This window comes from Bacteroidota bacterium (assembly GCA_018692315.1).
Lineage (GTDB): Bacteria > Bacteroidota > Bacteroidia > Bacteroidales > JABHKC01 > JABHKC01.
Genome location: JABHKC010000148.1, coordinates 21,000 through 45,166 on the forward strand (window position 1 = coordinate 21,000; position 24,167 = coordinate 45,166).

General features: G+C 33.6%; 13 protein-coding genes. 1 reads left to right on the forward strand and 12 read right to left on the reverse strand.

From position 1 onward, the window contains the following. Positions 1-8: 8 nt before the first annotated feature. The 6 genes from HN894_10925 to HN894_10950 are packed head-to-tail and all read right to left on the reverse strand — an operon-like array spanning position 9 to position 6,627. Positions 9-1,259, reverse strand: coding sequence for a phospho-N-acetylmuramoyl-pentapeptide-transferase (locus tag HN894_10925; protein MBT7143840.1), 1,251 nt, complete (start codon positions 1,257-1,259; stop codon positions 9-11). 24 nt (positions 1,260-1,283) lie between these two features. Next, positions 1,284-2,732 (reverse strand): UDP-N-acetylmuramoyl-L-alanyl-D-glutamate--2,6-diaminopimelate ligase, encoded by a 1,449-nt coding sequence (locus tag HN894_10930; protein MBT7143841.1) that lies wholly within the window; start codon positions 2,730-2,732, stop codon positions 1,284-1,286. Positions 2,733-2,745: 13 nt separating this feature from the next. Further along, complete coding sequence (locus tag HN894_10935) at positions 2,746-4,890, reverse strand: transpeptidase family protein (protein MBT7143842.1); 2,145 nt, start codon at positions 4,888-4,890, stop codon at positions 2,746-2,748. After that, positions 4,883-5,239, reverse strand: a complete 357-nt coding sequence (locus HN894_10940; GenBank protein ID MBT7143843.1) for a hypothetical protein — start codon at positions 5,237-5,239, stop codon at positions 4,883-4,885. The genes HN894_10935 and HN894_10940 overlap by 8 nt, the downstream gene beginning before the upstream one ends. Before the next feature lies 1 nt (position 5,240). After that, positions 5,241-6,161: a 16S rRNA (cytosine(1402)-N(4))-methyltransferase RsmH gene (gene rsmH, locus HN894_10945; protein ID MBT7143844.1), complete on the reverse strand. Its 921-nt coding sequence runs from the start codon at positions 6,159-6,161 to the stop codon at positions 5,241-5,243. A gap of 19 nt (positions 6,162-6,180) precedes the next feature. Continuing rightward, complete coding sequence (locus HN894_10950) at positions 6,181-6,627, reverse strand: hypothetical protein (protein MBT7143845.1); 447 nt, start codon at positions 6,625-6,627, stop codon at positions 6,181-6,183. 442 nt (positions 6,628-7,069) lie between these two features. On the opposite strand from HN894_10950, the gene HN894_10955 reads away from it, so the two are divergent. Next, a complete protein-coding gene (locus tag HN894_10955) occupies positions 7,070-9,271 on the forward strand; it encodes an ATP-grasp domain-containing protein (protein ID MBT7143846.1) in 2,202 nt (733 codons plus the stop codon). A gap of 176 nt (positions 9,272-9,447) precedes the next feature. On the opposite strand, the gene HN894_10960 is transcribed toward HN894_10955, so the two are convergent. The 6 genes from HN894_10960 to HN894_10985 form a co-directional block, all read right to left on the reverse strand. After that, on the reverse strand, positions 9,448-9,843 hold the full coding sequence (locus HN894_10960) for an HIT family protein (GenBank protein ID MBT7143847.1): 396 nt from the start codon (positions 9,841-9,843) through the stop codon (positions 9,448-9,450). 17 nt (positions 9,844-9,860) lie between these two features. Then, entirely contained in the window at positions 9,861-10,334 is a 474-nt protein-coding gene (gene greA / locus HN894_10965; protein MBT7143848.1) for a transcription elongation factor GreA, read from the reverse strand. A gap of 145 nt (positions 10,335-10,479) precedes the next feature. Then, positions 10,480-14,613 (reverse strand): T9SS type A sorting domain-containing protein, encoded by a 4,134-nt coding sequence (locus HN894_10970; GenBank protein ID MBT7143849.1) that lies wholly within the window; start codon positions 14,611-14,613, stop codon positions 10,480-10,482. Positions 14,614-14,963: 350 nt separating this feature from the next. Further along, positions 14,964-16,028, reverse strand: coding sequence for a PorV/PorQ family protein (locus HN894_10975; protein ID MBT7143850.1), 1,065 nt, complete (start codon positions 16,026-16,028; stop codon positions 14,964-14,966). 35 nt (positions 16,029-16,063) lie between these two features. Continuing rightward, the gene (locus HN894_10980) at positions 16,064-20,197 is read right to left on the reverse strand and encodes a T9SS type A sorting domain-containing protein (protein MBT7143851.1); all 4,134 of its coding nucleotides are present in this window, start codon (positions 20,195-20,197) and stop codon (positions 16,064-16,066) included. A 38-nt stretch (positions 20,198-20,235) separates the two neighbouring features. Further along, positions 20,236-23,910, reverse strand: a complete 3,675-nt coding sequence (locus tag HN894_10985) for a TonB-dependent receptor plug domain-containing protein (GenBank protein MBT7143852.1) — start codon at positions 23,908-23,910, stop codon at positions 20,236-20,238. Between the last annotated feature and the right edge of the window lie 257 nt (positions 23,911-24,167).

Consider the following 24,167-nt stretch of genomic DNA (forward strand, 5'->3'; position numbering starts at 1 on the left):
GCTTTTCGCTATCTGATTTTTAGTGTTACAATAGTTATTACAGCGAGAAGAATTCCTACGATCCAAAATCTAAGAACAATTTTTGACTCGGGATAGCCAAGTTTTTGGTAATGATGATGTAATGGAGCCATTTTAAATATTCTTCGTCCTGCACCAAATTTTTTCTTAGTGTATTTAAAATAAGTTACTTGCAGTATAACAGAAATATTTTCGATTAAAAATATCCCACACAAAATTGGAATTAAGAGCTCTTTGCGAATTACGATTGCAAAAACTGCAATTATTCCTCCAAGAGCAAGAGAGCCGGTATCTCCCATAAAAACCTGAGCCGGATACGAATTAAACCAAAGAAAACCAACAGTTGAGCCAAACAGTGCTGAAGCAAAAATTACAAGCTCAGCAGAATTTGGTATAAACATAATATTCAAATAATTAGCAAGTATAAAGTTACTCGAAACATAAGCTAAAATTCCAAGAATTGATGCTGTGATGGCAGAAACTCCGGTTGCTAATCCATCAAGCCCATCTGTAAGATTAGCCCCATTCGAAACTGCTGTTATTATGAATATTACAATGATGATAAACACTATCCAAACTCCATATTTTCTTCCTTTTTCGCCAAGAAAAGATACTATCCATGAATAGTCGAATTCGTTGTTTTTGAAAAAAGGGATTGTGGTTTTGGTCGATTTTTTTTCATTGCTGAAAAAATCTGTAATTTCAGTCTTTTGAGCACTGTTTTGAATTAATTCAGTATCATTTTCAATTGGCAATTCTGCTTTTTCTCGCACTACAATATCGGAACTAAAAAACATAGTTACGCCCACAATAAAACCTAATCCAACCTGACCGATAATTTTTGAACGACTTCGTAGTCCTTCCTTATTTTTTTTGAATACCTTTATATAATCGTCAACAAATCCTATAATTCCAAGCCATACAGTAGTGATAATCAATAGAATAATATAAATATTTGTGATATCAGCAAACAACAAAGTAGGAATCAAAATTGATCCAAGAATAATTAAACCTCCCATGGTTGGAGTTCCCTTTTTTTGCATCTGACCTTCGAGGTCAAGGTCTCTTATTGTTTCTCCAATTTGCTTTTTTTGCAATACATTAATTATTTTTTTACCGTAAAGCATTGAAAGTATGAGAGATGTGATAACCGCCATGGCAGAACGAAAAGTAATATATTTGAACATTCCTGCCCCCGGAATATCGAATTGATCTAAATATAGGAAAAGATGATATAGCATTTTATTGGTTTAAATATTTGGTTTCTAACAATTTAAATTGGAAAATATTTCTTTATCGTCGAAAGGATATTTTACTCCTTGAATTTCTTGGGTACATTCGTGCCCTTTGCCGGCTATAAGAATAATATCTTGTTTAGAAGCCATGATACAAGCAGTTTTGATAGCTTCTTTTCGATTTTTAATAGCAATAATTTTGTCTTCTTTACTTTGTTCTATTCCCGAAACCATATCATTAATAATTTCATCGGGATTTTCGTTTCGAGGATTATCTGATGTAAAAATGGCTAAGTCGCTATTCTCAGCAACAATTTTTGCCATTAATGGACGCTTAGACTTATCACGATTTCCACCGGCTCCTACAACTGCAATTATTTTGTTGGAATTCTTAACGTTTTTTATAGCTTTTAAAACATTTTTCAAAGCATCGGGAGTATGTGCGTAATCGACAATTGCAATTTTTCCGGATTTCGATTTTGCAATTTCAAAACGTCCTTTCACACTATCAAGATTGCTTAAAAACGGTAATATTTCTTCTCTCTTAGCTTTAAGCAAAATAGCAGTAGAATAAACTGCAAGAAAATTATAGGCATTAAACTCGCCAATAAATTTTGTCCAAATTTCTTGTTTTTCAATTTTCAGCAACATTCCCTCAAAACTCAATTCTAAAATTTTGCATGAAAAATCGGCAAATGATTTTAAGGCATAAGTTTTTGTATTAGCCAAACAATTCTGTACCATAACCTTAGCATTCTTGTCGTCTATATTGATTAGAGCAAAAGCAGCTTTTGGCAAATTGTCGAAGAAAAGTTTCTTTGCGTTCAAATATTCTTTGAAAGTTTTATGATAGTCGAGATGTTCGTGTGTAAGATTTGTGAAAATTGCTCCGGCAAAATACAATCCGCCAATCCTGTGTTGAACGATTGCATGTGAACTAACTTCCATAAAACAATATTCGCAACCAATTTCAAGCATTTTACTTAGTAAACTGTTCAACTGAATAGGATCTGGAGTTGTATGAGTTGAAGCAATAGATTCACCGTCAATAATGTTTTCAACGGTAGAAAGCAAGCCACATTTAAACCCAATTCCTGAAAATAATTTGTATAAATGCGTTGCTATTGAAGTTTTCCCATTTGTACCTGTAATTCCAACTAATTGAATATTTTTACTTGGGTGATCGAAATAATTTGTAGCGATAATTGCAAGTGCAGCACTCGAATTTTTGACAGTGCAATAGATAACTTTTTCGTTCAGGTTTTCAGGAAGATTTTCGCAAACAATAACTGAAGCACCATTTTCGATAGCCTTGTTTATAAAATTGTGCCCATCTGACAATAAACCAACTATCGCAACAAACAAATCGTTTTTTGCCACCTTTCGCGAATCAAAGTGGATATTTTTGATTTCGCAATTGTTCCAATTAGTTTTTGAAACAATTTCTACACTATCTAATATTTCATTTAGGTTTTTCACTATATATTCAATTTTATCCAAGTACTATTTTAATTGAGGTACCTTTTCTGATTTTTGTACCTTGTAAGATCGATTGATTTTTTACTCTGCCTGTTCCTGAAAAAATCACCCTCAAACCGCAATTCTCCAAAAGATACAAAGCATCTTGAAGCCCCATATCTCTTACATTTGGAACTATGTTTTTATATTCTGAAATTTTTCTGCTTTTCAAAGAAATTTCTTTTTCTTCCTTTTTTGTTGAAACCCATGCAGATTTGGTCAGCTTTGCATTCATAGGGATTTTCAACTCTTCCAAAACATTCTCAATTTCAAGCTTTTTGCCACTTTTCGAGGTAGGCAGAATAGATATAATATCTTGATTTTCTGCAATTTCAGAAATATCCTCGTGAAGTTCGTTCATTTTCGAATAAGTGCTTAAAGCAATATCTTTGAAAACAGGACCAGCAACAGTTGCACCATAATAATTCCAGCCTTTTGGATTATTTATTATCACAATACATGAATATTTTGGATCATTGCTAGGAAAATACCCGGCGAAAGTTGATTGATATTCCATTTTCTTTGACCTATTATTATATGTCAATTGTGTTGTTCCAGTTTTTCCGGCAATCTTGCAATATTTATCTTTCAAATTTGTTGCAGTTCCATTCTCAACAACTCCTTCAAGCATTTTTTGCATTTTTCTTAAAGTTTTTTTCGAACAAATTGTTGGCTTCCTTTGGGATTTAAATGTTTTGGTAATTTTTTCGTCGGAACGTAAATGTTTTATAAACATAGGTTTTACAGGTACTCCATCGTTCGCTATTGCATTATATAAATGCAAAATCTGCAAGGGAGTTAACATAATTTCATATCCATACGACATTTGAGGTAAGGAAATTCCAGACCAAAGAGTATCATCAGGATTTCTAAGAATTGGTTGAGCTTCGCCGATTAAGGGGATTTCTAATTTTTCACCGAGATTAAATTCTTTCAGCTTGGAGACAAAAGCTTGAGGATTATTTTTGAATTTCGCAATTATAGTTTTTACAATTGCAACATTCGATGAAATCTCAAAACCTCTTTTTATAGTAATTTTTCCAGTAGTTTCATCGTCAGAATCTTTGAATTTTTTGCCCATATAATAAAATGTACCATCTTCAATATCGACTATATCATTTGTGTCAATAAGATTTTCGTCTAACAGAGCCATATATGATGCCAATTTGAAGGTTGAGCCCGGTTCAACCAAAGTTCCAATTGCACGATTTTTTGTTTCCCTATATCCTGTCGAAGTTTTATCGAGATTAACTATAGCCTTTATCTCTCCGGTTTCTACCTCCATAACAATTGCAACTCCGTAATCGGCATCGTACTTTTTCAAGTTTTTCATTAAAGAATTATGAGCAATATCCTGAATTTCAATATTTAAAGTAGATACAATATCTGAGCCGGATTGTGGTTCAATCGTGTTTCCTTTATTTACCGAAATCCACAAATTTCCAGCAATTTTTTCTTCTAATTGTATTCCTTCTTTACCTTTAAGAAATCCATCGAAAGCTCCTTCTAAACCTGCATATCCTACTTTTTTTTGCTTTTGACTATCGTCTGAATCAACTACTCTTAAATTCCCTAATGTTCTGTCAGCTAATCCTTTAAACAATCTTGCTCGACTATTACTTTCGGTAATAAGCATGCCACCATAAAATCGTCCTCTTCTTAAAATTGGGAATTTTTTAATCTCTAATAATTGATTGTATGAAATATCTTTTGCAATTGAAAAGCCTCTATTCTTTTTCCTTCTTGCTTTTATTATTCGATTTTTATAATAATCTTTTGTTTTATTGTGAAATTTTGCAAGACATATTGATAGAGAATCGACATTTCTGTTAAATATTTTATCTGTAATTGCGGGTGTAATTAAATCCATTCGAACTTCATAAACCGAAACTGTGCTAACAAGCAACTTACCGTCATCGCTGTATATATTTCCTCTTTTTGCCTCAATAGGTTCATATCTTTGTGAATATTTGCTGTATTCTTTCCATTTATCACCTTCAACAATTTGAAGATGAAGTATTCTAAAAATTGCTAATACGAAAAATATACTGACAAGCAAAAAAACAAACTTGAATTTCCCCAGCATTTTTGCTTTTATTTTTCTATCGTTTTCAATCATAATCTACCACAATTTTTTTGGGTGGATATTTCGAAATCTTCAAATTCATATTCAGACTGTCAATTTTCTTTTGTGTTTGTGTTTGCAATCTTGAATACATATTGTTCGATACATTTTCTATATATTCTGCCTTAAGTTGTTTGACTTCTTCTTCTAAAGCAAAGCTTCTTCTTGCAACACTTTCTGCATTATAACTATTAGATATATAGGCAATTACCAAAAGGAAAACGAAAAGTATAAAGATTCTGTTTTTGCTGACAAAATTATTTATTATAGCTCCATTTATAATTTCTGTGAAATTTATTCTATTTTCACTGTCTATATTTTTAGTATCTTGATTTTTTTTCATCTTAAAGAATTTTCTTTGCTATTCTCAATTTCCCAGATCTCGATCTTTTGTTTTTCTCAATCTCAAATTCATCGGGCACAATAACCTTTGTATTAACAGGCTCAATATCAACAATTTTATTACCGTACAAATCCTTTTTTACTATACCCTCGAAATTCCCGCTTTTGAAAAAATTCTTAACAATCTTATCTTCGGCAGAGTGGTACGAAACAATTGAAACCCTACCATTTATCTTCAGTAGGTCTTTTGTCTGCATTAGTAATTCTTTCAAGGAAGTCAATTCATCATTCACTTCAATCCTAATAGCCTGAAAAACTTTCGAGAGATATTTATAATCGTTTATCTTTGGAACACAAGGACTTATCGAATCCAAAAAATTATTGATTGACTCAATTTTATTTGAAGCCCTATATTCACAAATTTGCTTAACCAGCTTGTTCGTATTTTTTATTTCGCCATATTTCCAAAAAATTCTTTTCAAATCATTTTCATGGAAATTATTCACAACTTCTTTAGCCGAAATTGAAGCTTTTTTATTCATTCTCATATCGAGAGGTCCATCTGTACGATAGCTAAAGCCCTTATAATCTGTATCAAACTGATTCGATGAAACACCGAGATCTGCAACTAATCCATCAATTTTTTCAATTTGGTGGTATTTTAAAAAATACTTCAAAAATCTGAAGTTGTGCTTTATATAAATAATTCTATCATCATTGATTCTATTCTTAAAAGCATCTTCGTCCTGATCGAAAACAAATAATTTTCCATCTCCTAAAGCAGAAAGAATTTGCTTAGAATAGCTTCCACCTCCAAAAGTTACATCAACATAAATTCCATCAGACAGCACATTTAGCCCATCTATACTTTCTTTAAGTAAAACAGGTACATGAAATATTTCCGTGTTTTGCGAATTAGACATTTGGATATAGTTTTAAGCTCTATTTTGTAAGATTCTTTTCGTATGATTGACCGAAATTTTCGATTTCCGATAGACTTTTTGTGAGTTCATCCTGGTCCCAGATTCTGATTCTGTTTCTTTGTCCGATGAAAGTTGCTTTGGTTTTCAAATTTGCATACTTGAGCATTTTCTCCGGAAAATTCATTCGTCCGTTGTCTGCTATGGTAAGTTTTGTGATATTTCTGAAAACCTGTTCAAGAAGTTTTGATTGGTTTCTATCATCAGGATCTAATTTCTCATAAATTTTCTCAACTTTTTTCTCCCATTCATCCACAGAAAACAAATTTAGGCACTTTTCAAAACTATCAATTTGTATTATTACAACAGTTTGATCGACAGAATCAAATTCCTTTTTTAATGGAGATGGTAGAATTATTCTACCTTTCCCATCAATTTTAGTATTATATTCGCCGTAAAATGTTGACATAAATTATTATTAAATTTTGTATGGTAAAAATATATATTATTTTGAACTTATTTGACCTTATTTGATTTTTTTTTACACACTTTGACACCAAAATGCAAAATAAATGGTGTATAACTATGTAATTATTGTTAATAACTTTAATAGTTATTAACAATTGAACAATGTATCTGCCTATCAAACAGAACAATAAAACAATTTTAGTTTTTTATTCATAACAGTTAATAAAATTTTCTTGAAAACATACATAAATGACATTTTTGTGAAAATTTAATGATCGGAAACATTGATTTTATTATTTTTAAATCTCAAATTGTCATGATAATATTATTAAGATTTCATTTTGAATACTATCAATTTTGTTGGAATCGAGAGATTTAAATATTATTAAACTAAGATAACTATAGGAAAATAAATAGACAAAGCAACTAAATATCAATATTTTATGAACTTTGAAAACAACAATACTCTTACGAAATTTATAAACTATCAAGTAATTGATGGACCTATAAAATTAGAAAACATTCATACTCTAAACGGTGCAAACTATTTTAGTGGAGGTCCTGTAATTCGTTTTAGAATAAATCTTGCTGACTACGATGAAGTTTTCACCGATGAAATTCCTGATTTTTATGAAAACTTAAAAAATTGCCTTCCATCGCTTCACGAACATTTTTGTTCTATTGGAAAACCCGGAGGTTTTTTTGTGAGAGTAGAAGAAGGAACTTTGTTGGGACATGTAATGGAACATATCGCAATCGAACTACAAACACTTGCAGGAATGGAAGTTGGTTTTGGCAAAACTCGAATGACAAAAAAGCAAGGAGTTTATAATGTAGTATTCAGATTTGCCGATGAAATTGCGGGAATTTATGCAGGAAAATTAGCATTAAACTTTATAAATTCAGTTTTACAAAAAAAGGATTTCGAGCTAAAAGAAGGGATTGAAAATTTAGTTTTTATTCGCGAAAAACAGCTTCTCGGATATAGTACGCAAAAAATTGTTGAAGAAGCAAACGAAAGAAGAATTCCTGCCATTCGATTAGATAAATATAACTTAGTTCAGCTTGGCACGGGAAAATTCAAACAAATTATTCGTGCTACAATAACCGGAAATACAAGCCTGATTGCTGTTGAAACAAGTGACAATAAGTTTCTTACAACTCAAATTCTTAAAGAAGCCGGTGTCCCAATTCCCAACAGGATTTTAACAAATGACATCAATGAAGTTCTGGCTTTTCATCAGAAATTGCAAAAATCAATTGTTATTAAACCTGCAGTTGGCTATCAGGGAAAACGAATAAGTGTCAATTTGAACAAAACTGATACAATAAAAAACGCCTTTGAATTTGCTAATGAATTCGATGATGAAATTATTGCACAAGAATTTATTGAGGGAAATACATATAGGCTTTTAGTGATTGATAATAAATTTGTAGCTGCTGTTCAGCTCGTTGCACCACACATTGTTGGCGATGGAATCAACAATTTGAAAACCTTATTTAACCGACTAAATTCGCATCCCGACAGGGAATTTGGAGATAAATCGAAGCTATCGAAAATAGAAATTGATGAAGATACTTTGAAAATTCTTGAGCTCGAAAACTACACTTTTGATAGTATTTTGGAGAATGGCGAAATATTTTACCTTAAAAATTCCTGCAATATGCGTCTTGGTGGTTCATCGGTCGATCTTACTGATTTGGTTCATCCATATAATATATTTTTGGCCGAGCGAATCAGCAAAATTCTAAACCTTAATGTTGCCGGTGTTGATATTATCACCATTGATATTTCAAAACCCATAATTGACAATAATGGGAAACTAATTGAAGTGAATGCTGCACCAGATTTTAGAATGCACATTCAGCCCACTTTAGGCAAAGCCAGGCAAGTTCAAAAGCCATTTGTTGAGATGTTGTTTCCTGAAAACAAACATTTTAGAATTCCGATTTTTTCTATTACAGGCTCAAACGGGAGAAATATTTTCATGGAAATATTTGGAACTTTTTTGCAAAAAAAATATCCAAAATTAGGAATAGCTTCTTCAAAAGGACTTTTTATCAATAATAATTGTTTAAGCAAAGAAAATCCAATAGACTCGCACAATACCGAAATTATACTGAAAGATCCAACTGTAGATGCCGTACTTATAGAAACTTCAGTTGAAACAATATTAGAATACGGAATTGCTTATAAATTTGCCGATATTGGAATTGTCCTGAACATAGATGAAAGCATTGAGAAATATTACGAATACGACCACATTAGAGATGCAGAAGATGTTGCCTATGCAAAATCTGTAGTTGCCGAAGAAGTTTATACAGAGGGCTTTACTATATTGAATGCAGACGATAAATTGGTTCTCGAAATGAGAGAAAGACTTTATAGTCAATTAATTTTGTTCACACAAAAAGCAGACAATGCAGAAATAAAAAAGCTGGTTGATAGTGGTGGAATTGCTTGTATTCTTACTGAAGGAAAAGTATGGATTTTACATGCAAATGAAAAAATAGAAATAATTGAAATTGAAAAAGTTCCAATAATCATTAAAAAATGTAATATAGATGCACTATTGGCAAGTGTTGCCGCAATGTATGTTTTGAAAACTCCGGTTGAAGAAATAAGAAGTTCCCTTATTTTGTAGAATTTCGTTAAAAATACTCACCATAGCTATGGGGCTATGCCTGTGTTTTTTGCCTTGTTATCGCACAAAATAACTTCGCTTACTTTGGCCAACTTATTTCGTAGCAAAGCCTTAGTTAAAAGACAGACTGGAAATTGTGTGGATAACAATTTAGTATATCCTATTTCTATTTTCAATTATTTGAGAGCCAGCCTTATTTTTTCAGCAATTTCACTAAATTCTTCTTTCGAGAATTTCAGTTTTGGTCTGGCAAAATTTATATCCTCAATATTATTTATTGGTATAAGGTGAATATGTGTATGCGGAACTTCAAGTCCGATAACTGCTACACCAACTCTTTCGCATTCAATAACTTCGTCGATAGCTTTTGCTATTTTTTTTGCAAAAACATTTAAACCGGCAAGTAGTTCATCTTCCATATCGAAAATATAGTCAACTTCCTTTTTAGGAACAACAAGAGTATGACCTTTTGCCAAAGGAAAAATATCTAAAAAGGCATAATAATTTTCGTCCTCTGCAATTTTGTAGGATGGAATTTCTCCACTAATAATTTTTGTGAAAATTGAAGCCATATTTCTTTGATTGATTTTTATTTTGAGATATTTACAATTTCCATTTGAATAATTCCGGAAGGAACTTTAATGTCGATGCAATCTCCAACTTTGTGTCCTAAAAGAGCTTTTGCAATTGGAGTTGAAACCGAAATTTTTTTCTCTTTGATATTTGCTTCGCTTTCCGAGACAATAGTGTATTCCATAAGAGAATTATTCTTTTTATTTTGAATATTGACTTTACTGAAAATTTGAACTTTCGAGGTATCTATCGTCGATTCATCAATAATTCTTAGTCCACTCATAGAATTTTGAAGTTTAGAAATTTTCATTTCCAACATTCCCTGAGCTTCTTTTGCAGCATCGTATTCTGCATTCTCCGAAAGGTCTCCCTTATCGCGGGCTTCAGCAATTTGCTTTGATATATTTGGTCGTTCTACCCTTGTCAAATGGTCTAAATCTTCTTTCAGCTTCTTTAAACCTTCTTCTGTAATATACGAAATATTCGCCATCTTTTTATATTAAATCACTAAAAACAAAAAAGAATTCCAAAACAATTTCGGAACTCTTTCGGCTGCAAAGTTATAAAAGATTTTTTATATACAAATTTTTTGGAAATTTTGGATTCTAATTCCTATTTAAAATAAATATTAACAATTAAAAAGCACTATAGTCAGTAGAACGAAATGCTCCGAACCATTTTAGAATCTTTTCACCAATTCCATCAGCATCGATATGAATAATGTAAACACCACTTGCAATGGCTAATCCGTATTGATTTTTCACATCCCAATCGAGAAAAGTATCAGAATTAGATTTTCTAAACCTACGAACAAGAGTTCCCCTGATAGTATAAATTGATATTGTACATTTTTGTGGCAAATTAGTGAATTTCACAATATTCTCGACTTGATTTCTCGCGTAACCGGAAATACCATAATATGGATTTGGTACAACATTTATTAAATCAAGGGCATCTTTTGCAGTTTCATCATCATTAGTAATTGTCTGAATATCTGATGTATTAAATGAATATTTTGGAGTATTAATAATATTACTATCCGGATTTGGACCTTTCACAAAACTTAGCTCATCGTTTCTATATGAATTTGCAACTCTTATTTTAATTGAAACATCGTTATCAAGAAGATTAGCCTCTTTAGCCAAGATTGGTAAGCCAACCCATGCAGCATTTCTCATAACTATTTTCTTACGTTTCTTGTACTGATAGCTCGATTCTCCTTCAACAGGAGTAAGCAAACTGTCAATATATTTTCCCTCGTCGTAGATTGGCATATAGTTTTTCTTATCATAAGTATAATGATTGTGTCCCATAATATAGATATAATGTTTGCCACCAAAAAAGAGTCCACCGGAACGACCACCAGTTGCAAAATACAAATCGGTAGCATACTCACTTGTCGGATTCCAAATCATATCTCTTCCATTCTGGCTTACAAGTCTTGAATCCTCACCATACATAATATTTAATCTTTCACCGGTTCCAATATCAATGGCATATCCGGGAAACCAGCCCATGTATTTTCCGTTGATAAAATTTGGATCGTTTTCGTTTGAACTGCCTATTTCAGTAGTTGAAGGATTTCCATTTTTATCGACAGAAAAACTTGCACGCTTGTCAAACTTATATGTTTCGCCAACAACTCCCATCCCAAGAATTAAATCATTTGGATTTCCATCAACCGAATCATTGTCAGCCATTTCTATAACTACAGACCTTGTCCACTTCGATTTGTCAGGAGTAATAACCAAGTCAATGCTTGGTAATTTTTGAGCTTTAAATTCAACAAAGGATCTCATCTCCTTCCATGCCGGACCATTATAGTGTTCAGAGGTTAATGCGTATGGTGCCCAGCTTCCATTTAAAACTGTTTCGTAAACTTCATTCTCATCATTTCCAAGATAGTCGTTATATTGTGGTTTTGTATCATCTCTTTGAGTTCCAGAACGAATCCAGTTGAAAGCATCATAAAATTCTCCATCATAAACAAAATCAAGCCATTCTTTAGAATCATCTTCAAAAGTCATAGAGGCTTCAATAAATCCGTGATTGTCCGGATCATCTAATCCTGCAAGATGTTGATTGTCTTCATTAATTATTCCAACTTGTTTTACAGATACTGAGAATCCCCATTCGGGAAAGAGTTTTTCATATCCAATTTCAATTTTTGAGTCGGAACGAACTGTATCCCCATTATTCGAGCAAATAAACCATTCGGCATTTGTAATAATTGAATAATTAAAAGATGTTGTTTCAAAAATTTCGACTGAATCAAATTCTATTGTGTATTCACCGTCAGGAATATTCAAAGGATCAATTACTTTAATATCAATTGGTCCTTGTCCGTTTTCATATGTGGGGCTATATGATTTCCATGGTGGTCCCGACATTATTTCATCAATTGTTTCCTGTGTTAATTCAAGTGAATTATTGCCACAGCCATGTCCGGAAAGCTGTGTTATTTTTGGTCCGTAACCATATTCACCATTTATTAGTGTTCCGTTGTTTTCAGGAGCAGGTATATGAGGAGATGCTTCATAAATTTTAAGATTACCTAAAGCACATTTATTACTTGCAATGTAAGGTCTTTTTTGTCCAGAAGCAGAAAATGGATCATTCTGGTTATAGTGCAAATAATCATTAAATCCATAGGCGATAGCCAAAAAATAATAGTTCTTATTATTTGATAGTTTTGTTTCATATGGAGCAAATGCATCGTATTCTAAAGTGAAGGTATGTTGTATTCCCATGTCTGCACCATCTACTTCAAGAATTGCAACATTGGCTTCAATTTCTTCATCCCACTCGTAATTCACAATTTTTGTAATTTCGTCTTTTATATCGCATTGAAAAATTTCTCTTGCCAAATCAGGATTACGAATATCTGATATTGACACATCGGCATCTTTCAGTTGAAAAACCTGATATCCTTGAAAGGAAAAATACTTATTGCATTCTTCGTTTGCAGCAGGGCAAACAATAAATGGATCTTCTTCGTGATATCCATCTAGATAATTATTTGAACTACTTAAATTTGATATATGGAAAATCAACTTTTTATCCATTTCAATAATTTTTAGTTCTGGTGCATCTGGTCCTTCAATTATTTTGAAACAATTGTCAAAAAAACTTTGTGCTTTATCATCTGCTTTCTTCATTGCTTCTACTGATTCTAAAGGTCCGCCACCAGTAGCTCTTGCCCAAACAACCCCAAGAGTAATATCGTTTACAGCACCTGACTCAAGTGTAAAAGGACCGGATGACATAATAAACCTTCTATCATCAGGTGGATTATCTTCTCCTTCTTCTGACCATGGATATTTAGGATAAGAAGTCATTGGAATTCCACCCTGTCCCCAGCCACAAGGGTCGGAATCGCCGGGAAACATAAAATCGGCTTCCTGGTTTTCTGTATCGCTATCCGATGGGTGTCCGGTACCTCCATATAATAAATTGTTCCCATCTTTCCACTTACCTCTTAAATAATTATAATGATTAAGGGGTGTATATGGGTTTCCCATACCACCTGCATCGCCATTATAGTAAATAAATTTTCTCATTCCCCATCTTTCGTTTCCAGCAATTCCATCTCCAAAATTTAATCCGTTTATACTCATATCGCAGCCTCCGTCTGGTCGGTCATCTCCATAATCGTCGTCCATATATGGACCTTCAAAAAAATCAATACCAGTTGCCGGTGGTGGAGGTGTTGGTCCTCCATAAGCAAAAAGTTGACCGGTTCCATCGGTTGCTTCTCCATTATAAACATAACCAAGTCCTCGCTGAACATCGCAGCCCACATAATCGTCAAATGCATAACCTAAATCGGCAGCGCTCCAAATGCCAACATATGTTTCGTATAAAGCAAATGTTGATCTATTTATAAGTGCATAATTGTAAAAGGTCATATCATTCAATTCGTCGTTGGTGGCAAAAGCAAATGCTTGGGCACGAATTTCAAGCCCAATTGCATTTCCTCCACTTTCGCTATGAATATTTCCATTATCGTTGTAAACCCACCATAGATTTTGGTCGCCAAATAGTCGAGGGACTCTTTTATCTCTTGTAGTTCCGCAAGGGATAGTTCCATCAAGGTCATAAAAAGGATAATCTCCGTCAAGATGATTGTAAACGCCATCATCGTTTTTATCGAAAAAAGGAGCGAGATAATAGTCATATCCTCCTGCAGGCCCGTGTGCAGGCCATTCTTCAATAATTGTTGGAATCTGGTAGCCTGCAAAATCATTTTCCAAAGTAGCCTGATCGCCTGCAAGTGAAGCATTTATATAAGTTCTAAACTTTGCGATATCATTCCTATAGCTTACAAAATGTTTATCATATTCATAGCAAATATCAGTTGTAACATTCGATTGTTCCGGTCCATCAACAATAAGTGGTCCTGTCCAATAATCCGATCCGCTACTTCTAAACTTTTGAGCAGCAAGTTTTAATTGCCCATTTATATCAAGTCCGCCAATCCAGAGTGCTGCTGCAAAAAGCGCTGTTTTCCCCGAACCTTTTGGAATTTCATATTCGGCAGTTCCTCGCAAATCCCACCACATATCACCTCCTGTGTGTATCAGTGCGCGAACATTATTGATATCGAGATATGTAGAAGTTGTTGCCTGAATACAACCTGAGGATAAAGATTTTCCTGAGTTTTTGTTTTTATTTGTATTATCATTCTTTTTATCATTCTCAGCAGAAACAGTATTTATGACCAATAAGCTTAAAATCAAAACTGTGAAACAGCATCTTATTTTTTTCATAGCTCAATAATTTTGTAATTATTAAATTATATTTCTTGCAATCTACAGAATAATCATGTCCCTAAATGTTTGTAATATAAACGGTTCATGAGTGCTTCATAAATAAATTTTATTGATATTACAAATATATGAAAAATTTGAATAAAATACAGGTTTTTGATTTATAAAGTATTTGAAAATATAGCACCGGTAAAATAGAAAATTGAACATTTATGGCAATAAAAAAAGCCTTGAGAAATCAAGGCTTTTTTTTATATCTTATATCTATATGAGTAACTTAAAGTTAATCTCTTATTTATCAATCAACTAAATAAACAAAATTCAATCAATTTATAATTCATAACTCATAATTATAAAGATACTCTTGCACCAAAAGTATGTGTTCCTTCAAAAGGATCGGTATCTCTGTAAGAATAATCGAGAGAGAAAGTCGAACCTTTTTCTTTATTTAAAGGAATTTGGATAGAAAATCCGGCAGTTGGTCCAGTATAGGCAGTTGATCTGGTATCATAATCGTCTTCAAAAGGATTGATACCATCTTCATAAACAAAACCACCACGTAGAAAAAGGATATTTTTATAATCGTATTCCATTCCGAAATGATATTGATCTTTAGAAAAAGAATTTGATGTAAAGTTTCCTGCAAGTGTGAGTCTTTGTCTATCAGCAAAATTGAAATCGTAAGAAGCTCCTATTCGAATTAGTGAAGGAAGTTCAAACTCTGCCGAACGATCTTCAACAGTTCTTTGAGGTCCTAAACCATCTTCTTGTCGATGAGAAAGACCATCGCCGGAAAACTTCATGGTTGGTCCAACATTTTGCATTGTAATACCAAATTTTATTTGTTGGTCAATACCTGTGATATATTGAATTCCAGCATCGAAAGCAACTCCACCTGCTGAAAGATCTGGAATAGCTTCGTTAATAATTTTTACTGTAGCACCACCATATATACTATTTGAAAATTCTTTTGCATAAGAAAGCATTATAGTTGTATATCTTGGATTGAATGTTCCAAATCCACCTTCAGGCATTTCTACAGTTGTCATCTCAATATCGCCGAAATCCATCGACATCAATGCTAAGCTAATAACACCCGATTCTCCAACTTTTTGTGAAAATCCGAAAGCATTGATAGCAATATCTGTACCTTTCAGCCACAACGAGTGAGTGTATATCAACTCGGTTCCTTGAGTAAATGCAGTTCCTGCCACATTCATAAAAACAGATTCTAATCCACGTGTGCACGAAATATTCGCAGTTCCCCATCCTGAACTTCTAGCCCATGGATTGATTAATAATTCTTGTGCACCAGCCGAACCGGCTCTTTGCTCGTTTCCGGCAAAACTGTAGAAATCAGTAAATAATAAACTTACTATTATTAAAGCGATTATATTTATTTTAATATTATTCATACTATTTTCGTTTTAAAAGATTAATAATATATATTTTAGAAAGCATTCAAATCAGTTGGACGTAGTGCTCCAAACCATTTTAGAATTTTTTCTCCAATTCCTTCAGCATCAACATGTATAATATAAATACCACTTGCAACCGCAATTCCGTATTGATTTTTTATATCCCATTCTATGAATGTATCTGCATTGTCTTTTTCGAATCTTCGAACAAGTGTTCCGCTGATAGTGTAAATTGATATGGTACATTTAGGTGGCAAATTGGTGAATTTCACCATTGTTTCAATTTGGTTTTTCTCATACTCTGAAAATCCGTAATAAGGATTTGGTACAACATTTATTAAATCTAATGCGTCTTTTGCAGTTGCATTATCATCTGTAACTGTTTTTATATCAGAAGTATTAAAAGAATACTTTGGAGTATTAATCCCACTTCCGTCAGGATTTTCTACTTTGGCAAAGCTAAGTTCATCGTTCCTATATGGGTTTGCAACTCTTAACTTGATTGAAACATCGGTATCAAGTAAATTTGCATCGCGTCTTAACATTGGTAATCCAACCCAGGCAGCATTTCTCATAACAGTTTTCTTACGTTTCTTATACTGATAGCTTGACTCACCTACAACGGGAGTTAACATACTGTCAATATACTTTCCGTCATCGTAAGTAGGCATATAGTTTTTATTTTCCTCGGAATAATTATTATGTCCCATAATATAGATATAGTGTTTTCCACCGAAAAACAATTCGCCGGAAGCTCCACCTGTAACAAAGAATAAATCGGTACCGTACGAACTTGTTGGGTTCCAAATCATATCTCTACCATTTTGAGTTAGTAATCTAGAATCTTCACCATACATTATATTTAATCTTTCGCCTGTTCCAACATCAATAGCATAACCCGGGAACCAACCCATTCCTTTTCCATCAATGAAGTTAGCATCATTTTGGCTATTACTTCCTGATTCTGTTTCTGAAGGATTTCCATCTTTATCAACGGAATAACTATCTCTTTTATCGAATTTATATGTTTCGCCTACTACACCCATTTGTAGAATTAAATCTGTTGGATTTCCATCAAGCGAATCATTATCAGCCATTTCAAGTACAACTGCTCTTGTCCATTTAGATTTATCAGAAGTAAAAACAATATCTACACTTGGTAGTCTTTGAGCTTTAAACTCTACCAACGATCTCATTTCTTTCCAAGCAGGTCCGTTAAAGTATTCAGAAGTAAAGGCATATGGTGCCCAGGTTCCATTTAATACTTTTTCATATACCTCATCTTCATCGTCTCCTAGATAATCATTAAACTCTGGTTGAGTATCATCGTTTTGAGTTCCTGAGCGAATCCAGTTGAATGCATCATAGCCTTCGCCATCAAAAACAAAATTCAGCCAGGTTTTCGTGTTATCCTCCATTGTCATGGAAGCTTCAATAAATGCTGAATTGTCCGGTTGGTCTAATGCAGTAAGATTTTGATTATCTTCGTTGATTACTCCAACTTGTTTTATTGAAATAGAAAATCCCCATTCAGGAAAAATTTGTTCGTTTTCAAGAGCAATCCATGAATCTGAATAAATTGTATCTCCTGATTCATCATAAATGAACCATTTTGCATTTTTAATAATGGAATATCGGAATGATGTTGTTTGGAAAATACTAATAGAATCAAATTCAAGAGTATAGTTTCCATCAGGTATATTTAATGGGTCAATTACTTTTACATCTATTGGTCCCAGCCCATTTTCATATGTAGGATTATTTGATTTCCATGGAGAACCCGACATAATTTCATCAATTGTTTCTTCGGTTAATTCAAGTGAATTGTTTCCATTTCCATGACCTGAAATTTGAGTAATTTTAGGACCATAACCATATTCTCCATTTACTATAGTTCCATTATTTTCAGGAGTAGGAATATGTGGAATAACTTCGTAAGTTTTGATAGCTCCAAGTGCTCCTTTTCTACCAGCTTTATAAGGTTTCTTCTGTCCGGAAATTGATAATGGATCATTTTGATCGTAATGCAAATAATCGTTGAAACCATAGGCTATGACAATAAAGTAGTATCGCTTATTATTAACAAGGCTTCCGCTTGATAAACTAAATTCATCATTCACAATAGTGAATGTATGTTGAATTCCTTCGTCGGCACCATCAACTTCCAAAATTGGAATATTTGCAGCAAGCTCTTCATCCCATTCGTAATTAACAATCTTTGAAATTTCGTCTTTAATATCACATTGGAAAACCTCTCTTGCAAGATCAGGATTATGGATATCTGTAATAGATACATCAGCATCATACAATTGGAATACCTGATATCCCTGGAAATCAAAATATCTATTGCAATCATCATCTCCGTCAGGGCAAACAATAAATGGGTCTCTTTCGTAATATTCTTCGAGATAATTGTTTGAAGTACTTAGATTTGAAATGTGGAAAATTAATTCTTTATCTAATTCAATTATTGTTAGTTCCGGTGCATCCGGTCCGTCAACAACTTTAAAACAATTTTCAAAAAGAAGCTGTGCTTTATCATCAGCTTTTTTAACCTCTTCTACCGATTCGAATGGACCTCCACTTGTTGCTCTTGCCCATACAACACCAACCGTGATATCATTTATAGCACCAGGTTCAAGTGTAAAAGGACCAGCAGATTGAATAAATCTTCTGTCATCAGGTGGATTATCTTCCCCTTCTTCTGTCCATGGATATCTTGGATAAGAAGTCATTGGAATTCCATCTTGTCCCCAACCACATGGGTCAGTATCGCCCGGGAACATAAAGTCAGTTATTTGGTCTTCTGTATCACTATCAGAAGGGTGTCCTGTACCTCCATATAGTAAGCTATTTCCATCTTTCCAAAATCCTGTTAAGTAATTATAGTGCTCGACTGCTGATCCAGGATTTCCCATATTTCCTTGGTCATTATTATAATATATGTACCTTCTCATTCCCCATCTTTCATTTCCGGCAACTCCATCACCAAAATTTAATCCATTGATACTCATATCGCAACCACCATCGGGTCTGTCGTCTCCATAATTGTCATCCATATAGGGACCTTCGAAGAAATCTACTCCGATTGCTGGTGGTGGAGGTGTTGGACCTCCATAAGCAAAAAGTTGTCCTGTTCCATCAGTTGCTTCTCCATTATATAAATAACCAAGTCCACGTTGAACATCACATCCTACATAATCATCAAAAGCATAACCCATATCGGCATCAGACCATACTCCAAAATATGAATCGTACAATACAAATGTAGATCTGTTTAGAAGTGCATAATTATAAAAGGTCATATTATTCAATTCGTCGTTAGTTGCAAAGGCAAAACCTTGAGCTCGAATTTCCATACCCACAGCATCGCCTCCTGTTTCGGTATGAATATTTCCTTTATCATTATATACCCACCATAAAGTTTCATCACCAAATAGTCGTGGTAATCTTTTTTCTCTTGTTGTTCCGCAAGGCAAAGCACCATCAAGGTCGTAAAAGGGATAATCTCCATCAAGGTGATTGTATGTTCCATCATCGTTTTTATCGAAGAAAGGAGCAAGATAGTAATCATAACCACCTGCCGGCCCATGTGCAGGCCATTCTTCAATAATTGTAGGAACCTGATATCCAACAAAATCTTTTTCTAAAGTAGCCTGATCGCCTGAGAGAGAAGCATTAATATAATTTCTGAACATTGCAACTTCATTCCTAGAAATTGAATAGTGCCTATCATATTCATGACATATGTCGGCTGTAACATTTGAACGCTCAGGTCCGTCAACAATAAGGGGTCCGGTCCAATAGTCAGTTCCACTACTTCTAAACTGGATTGCAGCAAGTTTTAACTGCCCATTTATATCTTTTCCACCGATCCAGATAGAACCTGCAAAAAATGCTGTTTTCCCTGAACCTTTAGGGACTTCATATTCGGCAGTTCCTTGCAAATCCCACCACATATCACCTCCGGTATGTATCATTGCACGAACATTATTGAGTTCGAGATTTGTAGATGTTGTTGCTTGTGTACAGCCGGCTGAAATAGAATGGGTTGACTTGTTGTTATTACTTGAATTAGAATTTGTTTTATTTTTTTCAGCAATAACATAATTCGAGAATAACAAGCTCAAAATCAAAATTGTAATATTATATCTTATTCTTTTCATTATATTTATTTTGTTTTATATTTACTTTTAAAAAATTATTAAAATCCTAAAATAACTCCAAATCTAATTCTTCTCGGAAGAGTATAGTTTCCCGGATTGTTAATCATCATAGCATAATAATTTCTGTATGCTTCTTCGTCGGTTTGTGTTTCGATTGCAGGTTGATTTTGCGGAGCGAATAAATATCCATTATCATCCGGATTTCCGGTTGTAGCATATACATTTCTAATATTTAAGGTGTTGAGTACATTTGAAATGTCAAAATATACATTTAAGTAGATTTTCTTTTTGTCTTCGCCTTCACCTAATGATAGATTTATATTTTTGTCAATTTTCATATTTATTGAAGTTCGGGATGGTTCTCTTGAGCCATTCATTGAACCTTCAATTGTATTTCCAATTATTGATCGTTTAGTATAAGGAGAACCGGTTCCAAATCTTAATACAGTATTTACGCCTGCATTTGATAGGATTTTTTTAAGACTTTTTGGTCCATTATAATTTTGTCCTCCTGCAAATCTGAAGTCAACAGTTGCAACTAAAGCATGCCTTTGGTCAAAGTTTAAAGGAATAGTTGTCCTTAAATTTGGTTGCCCTGATCGTAAAATCGAAACGGCATCGTTTACATTCGAACCTGTTCCATTTGCAAATTGTAGAGTATAACTTGTTCTTAAGGAAACATTTCCTGTTCTTCTCATATCATATGTGGCTGTAAAACCTTTTACTGTTCCGAAATCGATATTTCCATAAGTCATATAATCTAAAGGAAAAGCTCCTACTACCATGACAGCCTGCTGCATATCTCTCATTTCTTTATAAAATGCAGTTAATCGTAATGCCGATGAACTACTAAGTCTTTGCTGGAATCCTAATTCGTAATCGATAGTTTTCTCCGGTCTCAGATTTGGATTGTTTACCATATCACCTGCTCTTGTGATGAAGAATAAATAATCCATAGGGTCGAAATTATTTGAGAATGAAGGACGTTTCGATAATACATCGTAGTGTGCAAAAAACAAAGCTTCATCGGAAATTGGGAACGAAAACGAAATACGTGGCATTACTGTTATTGCCGGTTTATAATCTTCAAAGGACATAGAAACAAGATAATCTTCTGAATTCATATCAATTTCGGGATGCACTAAATAAGGTGCTATTCCTGTCGCAGAACTTATTATATCTGGGTCGGCTACTTCTGTTCCATTTGCATCGTACCAAGTAGAACCATTCCTATACCCTTTTATTGAAGTTGGATCCATTACATTATCAACATATACTGTGTAATCGTCTCCAATATTATCTGGATGGTTTGATAAGATTCCTTTCGGATCAGAATCTCCAGCAGTGTATGAATCATATAAAAGATATTTATCTTTCAAAGTCATCTGATTTGCATCGAATCTGTCTATTCTTACACCTACATTAAATACAAGATCGTCGAACTGAAAGTGGTCTTGGATAAATGCAGCGGAATATATTGGCTCAAAAGGAGCTTTTTCTCTTTTATATCTTTTGTTTCCATTGATATCAGTATAAGTATCGCTGAAAAAATCCTGAAGACTAGGATTTTGTGTTAATCTATTTCCCCAGGCATCATAACCAACATATCCGACATAACTATTTCCACTATTTAATAGTTCGTCCGCACTAAAATAATCTATTGATAATTCTGAAGGATCATATGAATCTACATCAATCCAATTTAAACCATCTAATTCCATATTTTGAGATTCGCGAAATCGAAGATCAAACAATGCTTGATTTTCTGCAGAATATAATCTACTGTACCATATAGTATCCATGAAAACAGCTTCTCCCATATCATTATAAATTAAATTCCCATCATCGTCCCTTAAATAAAGTGCATGTGGTTTAGTAAAATCTAACTGATCGATATGCATATTTGCCATATCTCTAGCTAATGACCATAAACCAACAGGTCCTACAGCATAGGATCTGAAACTTCGTTGTTCAAATTCGAAACCCATTTCAATAGCATGGTCTCCAATATCGGCAGAACCAAAAGCAGAAACTCTAAATTGACCATTATCGCTAATTGAATAAGAGTTGCTAACAGAACCCGGACTTGTCCATAAGCCATAAACACTAGGAATTCCTTCTCCATTTAATATCCCTAAACCAAAGGAAACATCGTCATCAACTCTAAATCCTCTGGCATTTGCAAGAATATCGTCCATTTCAAAATATCTCGATGTCCATTTTTCAGCTTCTACATTTACTCCACCCGGAATAAAAGTGTCAAGTATATAAATATAATTATCGTGAACATAACCTGAAAGATTGAGAGTCGTATCTAAACCAAATGAATAATTGTTTTCTACATGATGCTCAAATTTCCCAATATATCCATAACCAAAAAGATTGTCTTTATGAGTAACATCCTGATTCAAATTATCTGTTTTTTCATAATCGAACTGAAGAGTATAATAAACATTTTTAACTAATGCGTTGGCTTCTTCTTCTGTAGTTTGCGATCCGAATTTTTGGGTGATTCTAATATATGTTCGCCAATTATCATAAACGGATTGTGAATTGTTTTCCCAATTGAAAAGTGAACCTGCATAACTGTAATTCGTTCTGTCGTTATGCAAATACGAACCTCCAAGTATAAAATTTAAATTTTTTGAGGGTTTAAATTCTATTTTACCTTGCAGATTTATTCTCTTACTCCCAACATTAAGTTTTGCATCTATTTTTTCAAAATTTTCTTCACCCAAAAAATCGGCATTTTGGAAGGTTCCAAAACCCAGACCACTTGGACGAAGAGGATCGTTAATAATATCCTGATTTATTTCATCTTTAACTTTCCACATACCAATTGCCGATGGTCCACCATCAGCAATGTGGCTAAGTTCTCCGGAAATAAAAAATCCAAGTACAGATTTTTTTCTATCCGGATACTCTTTATCAACTACTTTTAAGATAGGTCCTGAAATACTAAAACCCAATAAGTTGTATCCATATGGGTCTAAAACTTCAGAAGTAACACCTTCTATACCACCAAAAAAGAAGCCTGATGGTCCTTTTGTAGTCATATTAATTATACCTCCGGTAACATCACCATATCGTGCAGGAATACCTCCTGTTGTAACCTGAACCTGCTCAATAGCAGCAGCCGGTATACTTGAAGAACCAATAATTCTGATACCATCAACAAAAGTTGCATTACCTTCCGACCTTGATCCGCGAATACTACCAATCTCGCCATCTTCCGAATAAACTCCACCAACTGTTGTGGCTACTGAAGATGCATCACGACCTGGCATTTGAGCAATTTCCTTTGCTGTTACAGTTTCTGTACTCGAAACTTTATCTTTATCGATTAAAGGTACTTTATATCCAGTTACTATTACATCTGGAATTAATTGACTTGTTGATTCTAATTTTACATCCAATACAGTATTACTCCCAGCTTTACATAATACATCATTCAATTGAAACGTATTGTATCCAACATATGAAGCTTTCAAAGTATATCTACCCGGCGGTATTGGTTTTATCAGGAAGTTCCCATTAAAATCAGTAATTCCTCCACTAATATTCTGACCGTCTTGCTCTACTGCTACATTTGCAAAAGGAATTCCTTCGCCTGTTTCCTTATCCGCAACTTTTCCTTTGATACCACTACTTTGAGCTATAAGCCCATTAGCGAGGAGGGTTGCAAAAATGACAAAAAGTAATTTTCTTAGCATATTCAATTATTTATTTAAAATTATTTTAAAAAACCGTAAATATAGACATTATCATTTTGTTTTAACAAAACTTTTGTCATAAAATAAGCATTAATATTAAATCACAATTTAATGTGTTCTGAAGTTTCCTCAATTTTCCTCCCAAATTATAGATAGCTGGCTATCAGGGATTTTGGGTTTAGTTTTATAAATTAGCCCATATTTATTATCAAACAGATAATTAAAGATACCATCTGCCATGGCATAGCTATAGAAAG

Excerpts from the sequence above, each read along its gene's own strand:
- HN894_10925 (MBT7143840.1), bottom strand. The coding sequence starts at position 1,259 with ATGCTATATCATCTTTTCCTATATTTAGATCAATTCGATATTCCGGGG.
- HN894_10935 (MBT7143842.1), bottom strand. The coding sequence starts at position 4,890 with ATGATTGAAAACGATAGAAAAATAAAAGCAAAAATGCTGGGGAAATTC.
- HN894_10940 (MBT7143843.1), bottom strand. The coding sequence starts at position 5,239 with ATGAAAAAAAATCAAGATACTAAAAATATAGACAGTGAAAATAGAATA.
- rsmH (MBT7143844.1), bottom strand. The coding sequence starts at position 6,161 with ATGTCTAATTCGCAAAACACGGAAATATTTCATGTACCTGTTTTACTT.
- HN894_10950 (MBT7143845.1), bottom strand. The coding sequence starts at position 6,627 with ATGTCAACATTTTACGGCGAATATAATACTAAAATTGATGGGAAAGGT.
- HN894_10955 (MBT7143846.1), top strand. The coding sequence starts at position 7,070 with ATGAACTTTGAAAACAACAATACTCTTACGAAATTTATAAACTATCAA.
- HN894_10960 (MBT7143847.1), bottom strand. The coding sequence starts at position 9,843 with ATGGCTTCAATTTTCACAAAAATTATTAGTGGAGAAATTCCATCCTAC.
- greA (MBT7143848.1), bottom strand. The coding sequence starts at position 10,334 with ATGGCGAATATTTCGTATATTACAGAAGAAGGTTTAAAGAAGCTGAAA.
- HN894_10970 (MBT7143849.1), bottom strand. The coding sequence starts at position 14,613 with ATGAAAAAAATAAGATGCTGTTTCACAGTTTTGATTTTAAGCTTATTG.
- HN894_10975 (MBT7143850.1), bottom strand. The coding sequence starts at position 16,028 with ATGAATAATATTAAAATAAATATAATCGCTTTAATAATAGTAAGTTTA.
- HN894_10980 (MBT7143851.1), bottom strand. The coding sequence starts at position 20,197 with ATGAAAAGAATAAGATATAATATTACAATTTTGATTTTGAGCTTGTTA.
- HN894_10985 (MBT7143852.1), bottom strand. The coding sequence starts at position 23,910 with ATGCTAAGAAAATTACTTTTTGTCATTTTTGCAACCCTCCTCGCTAAT.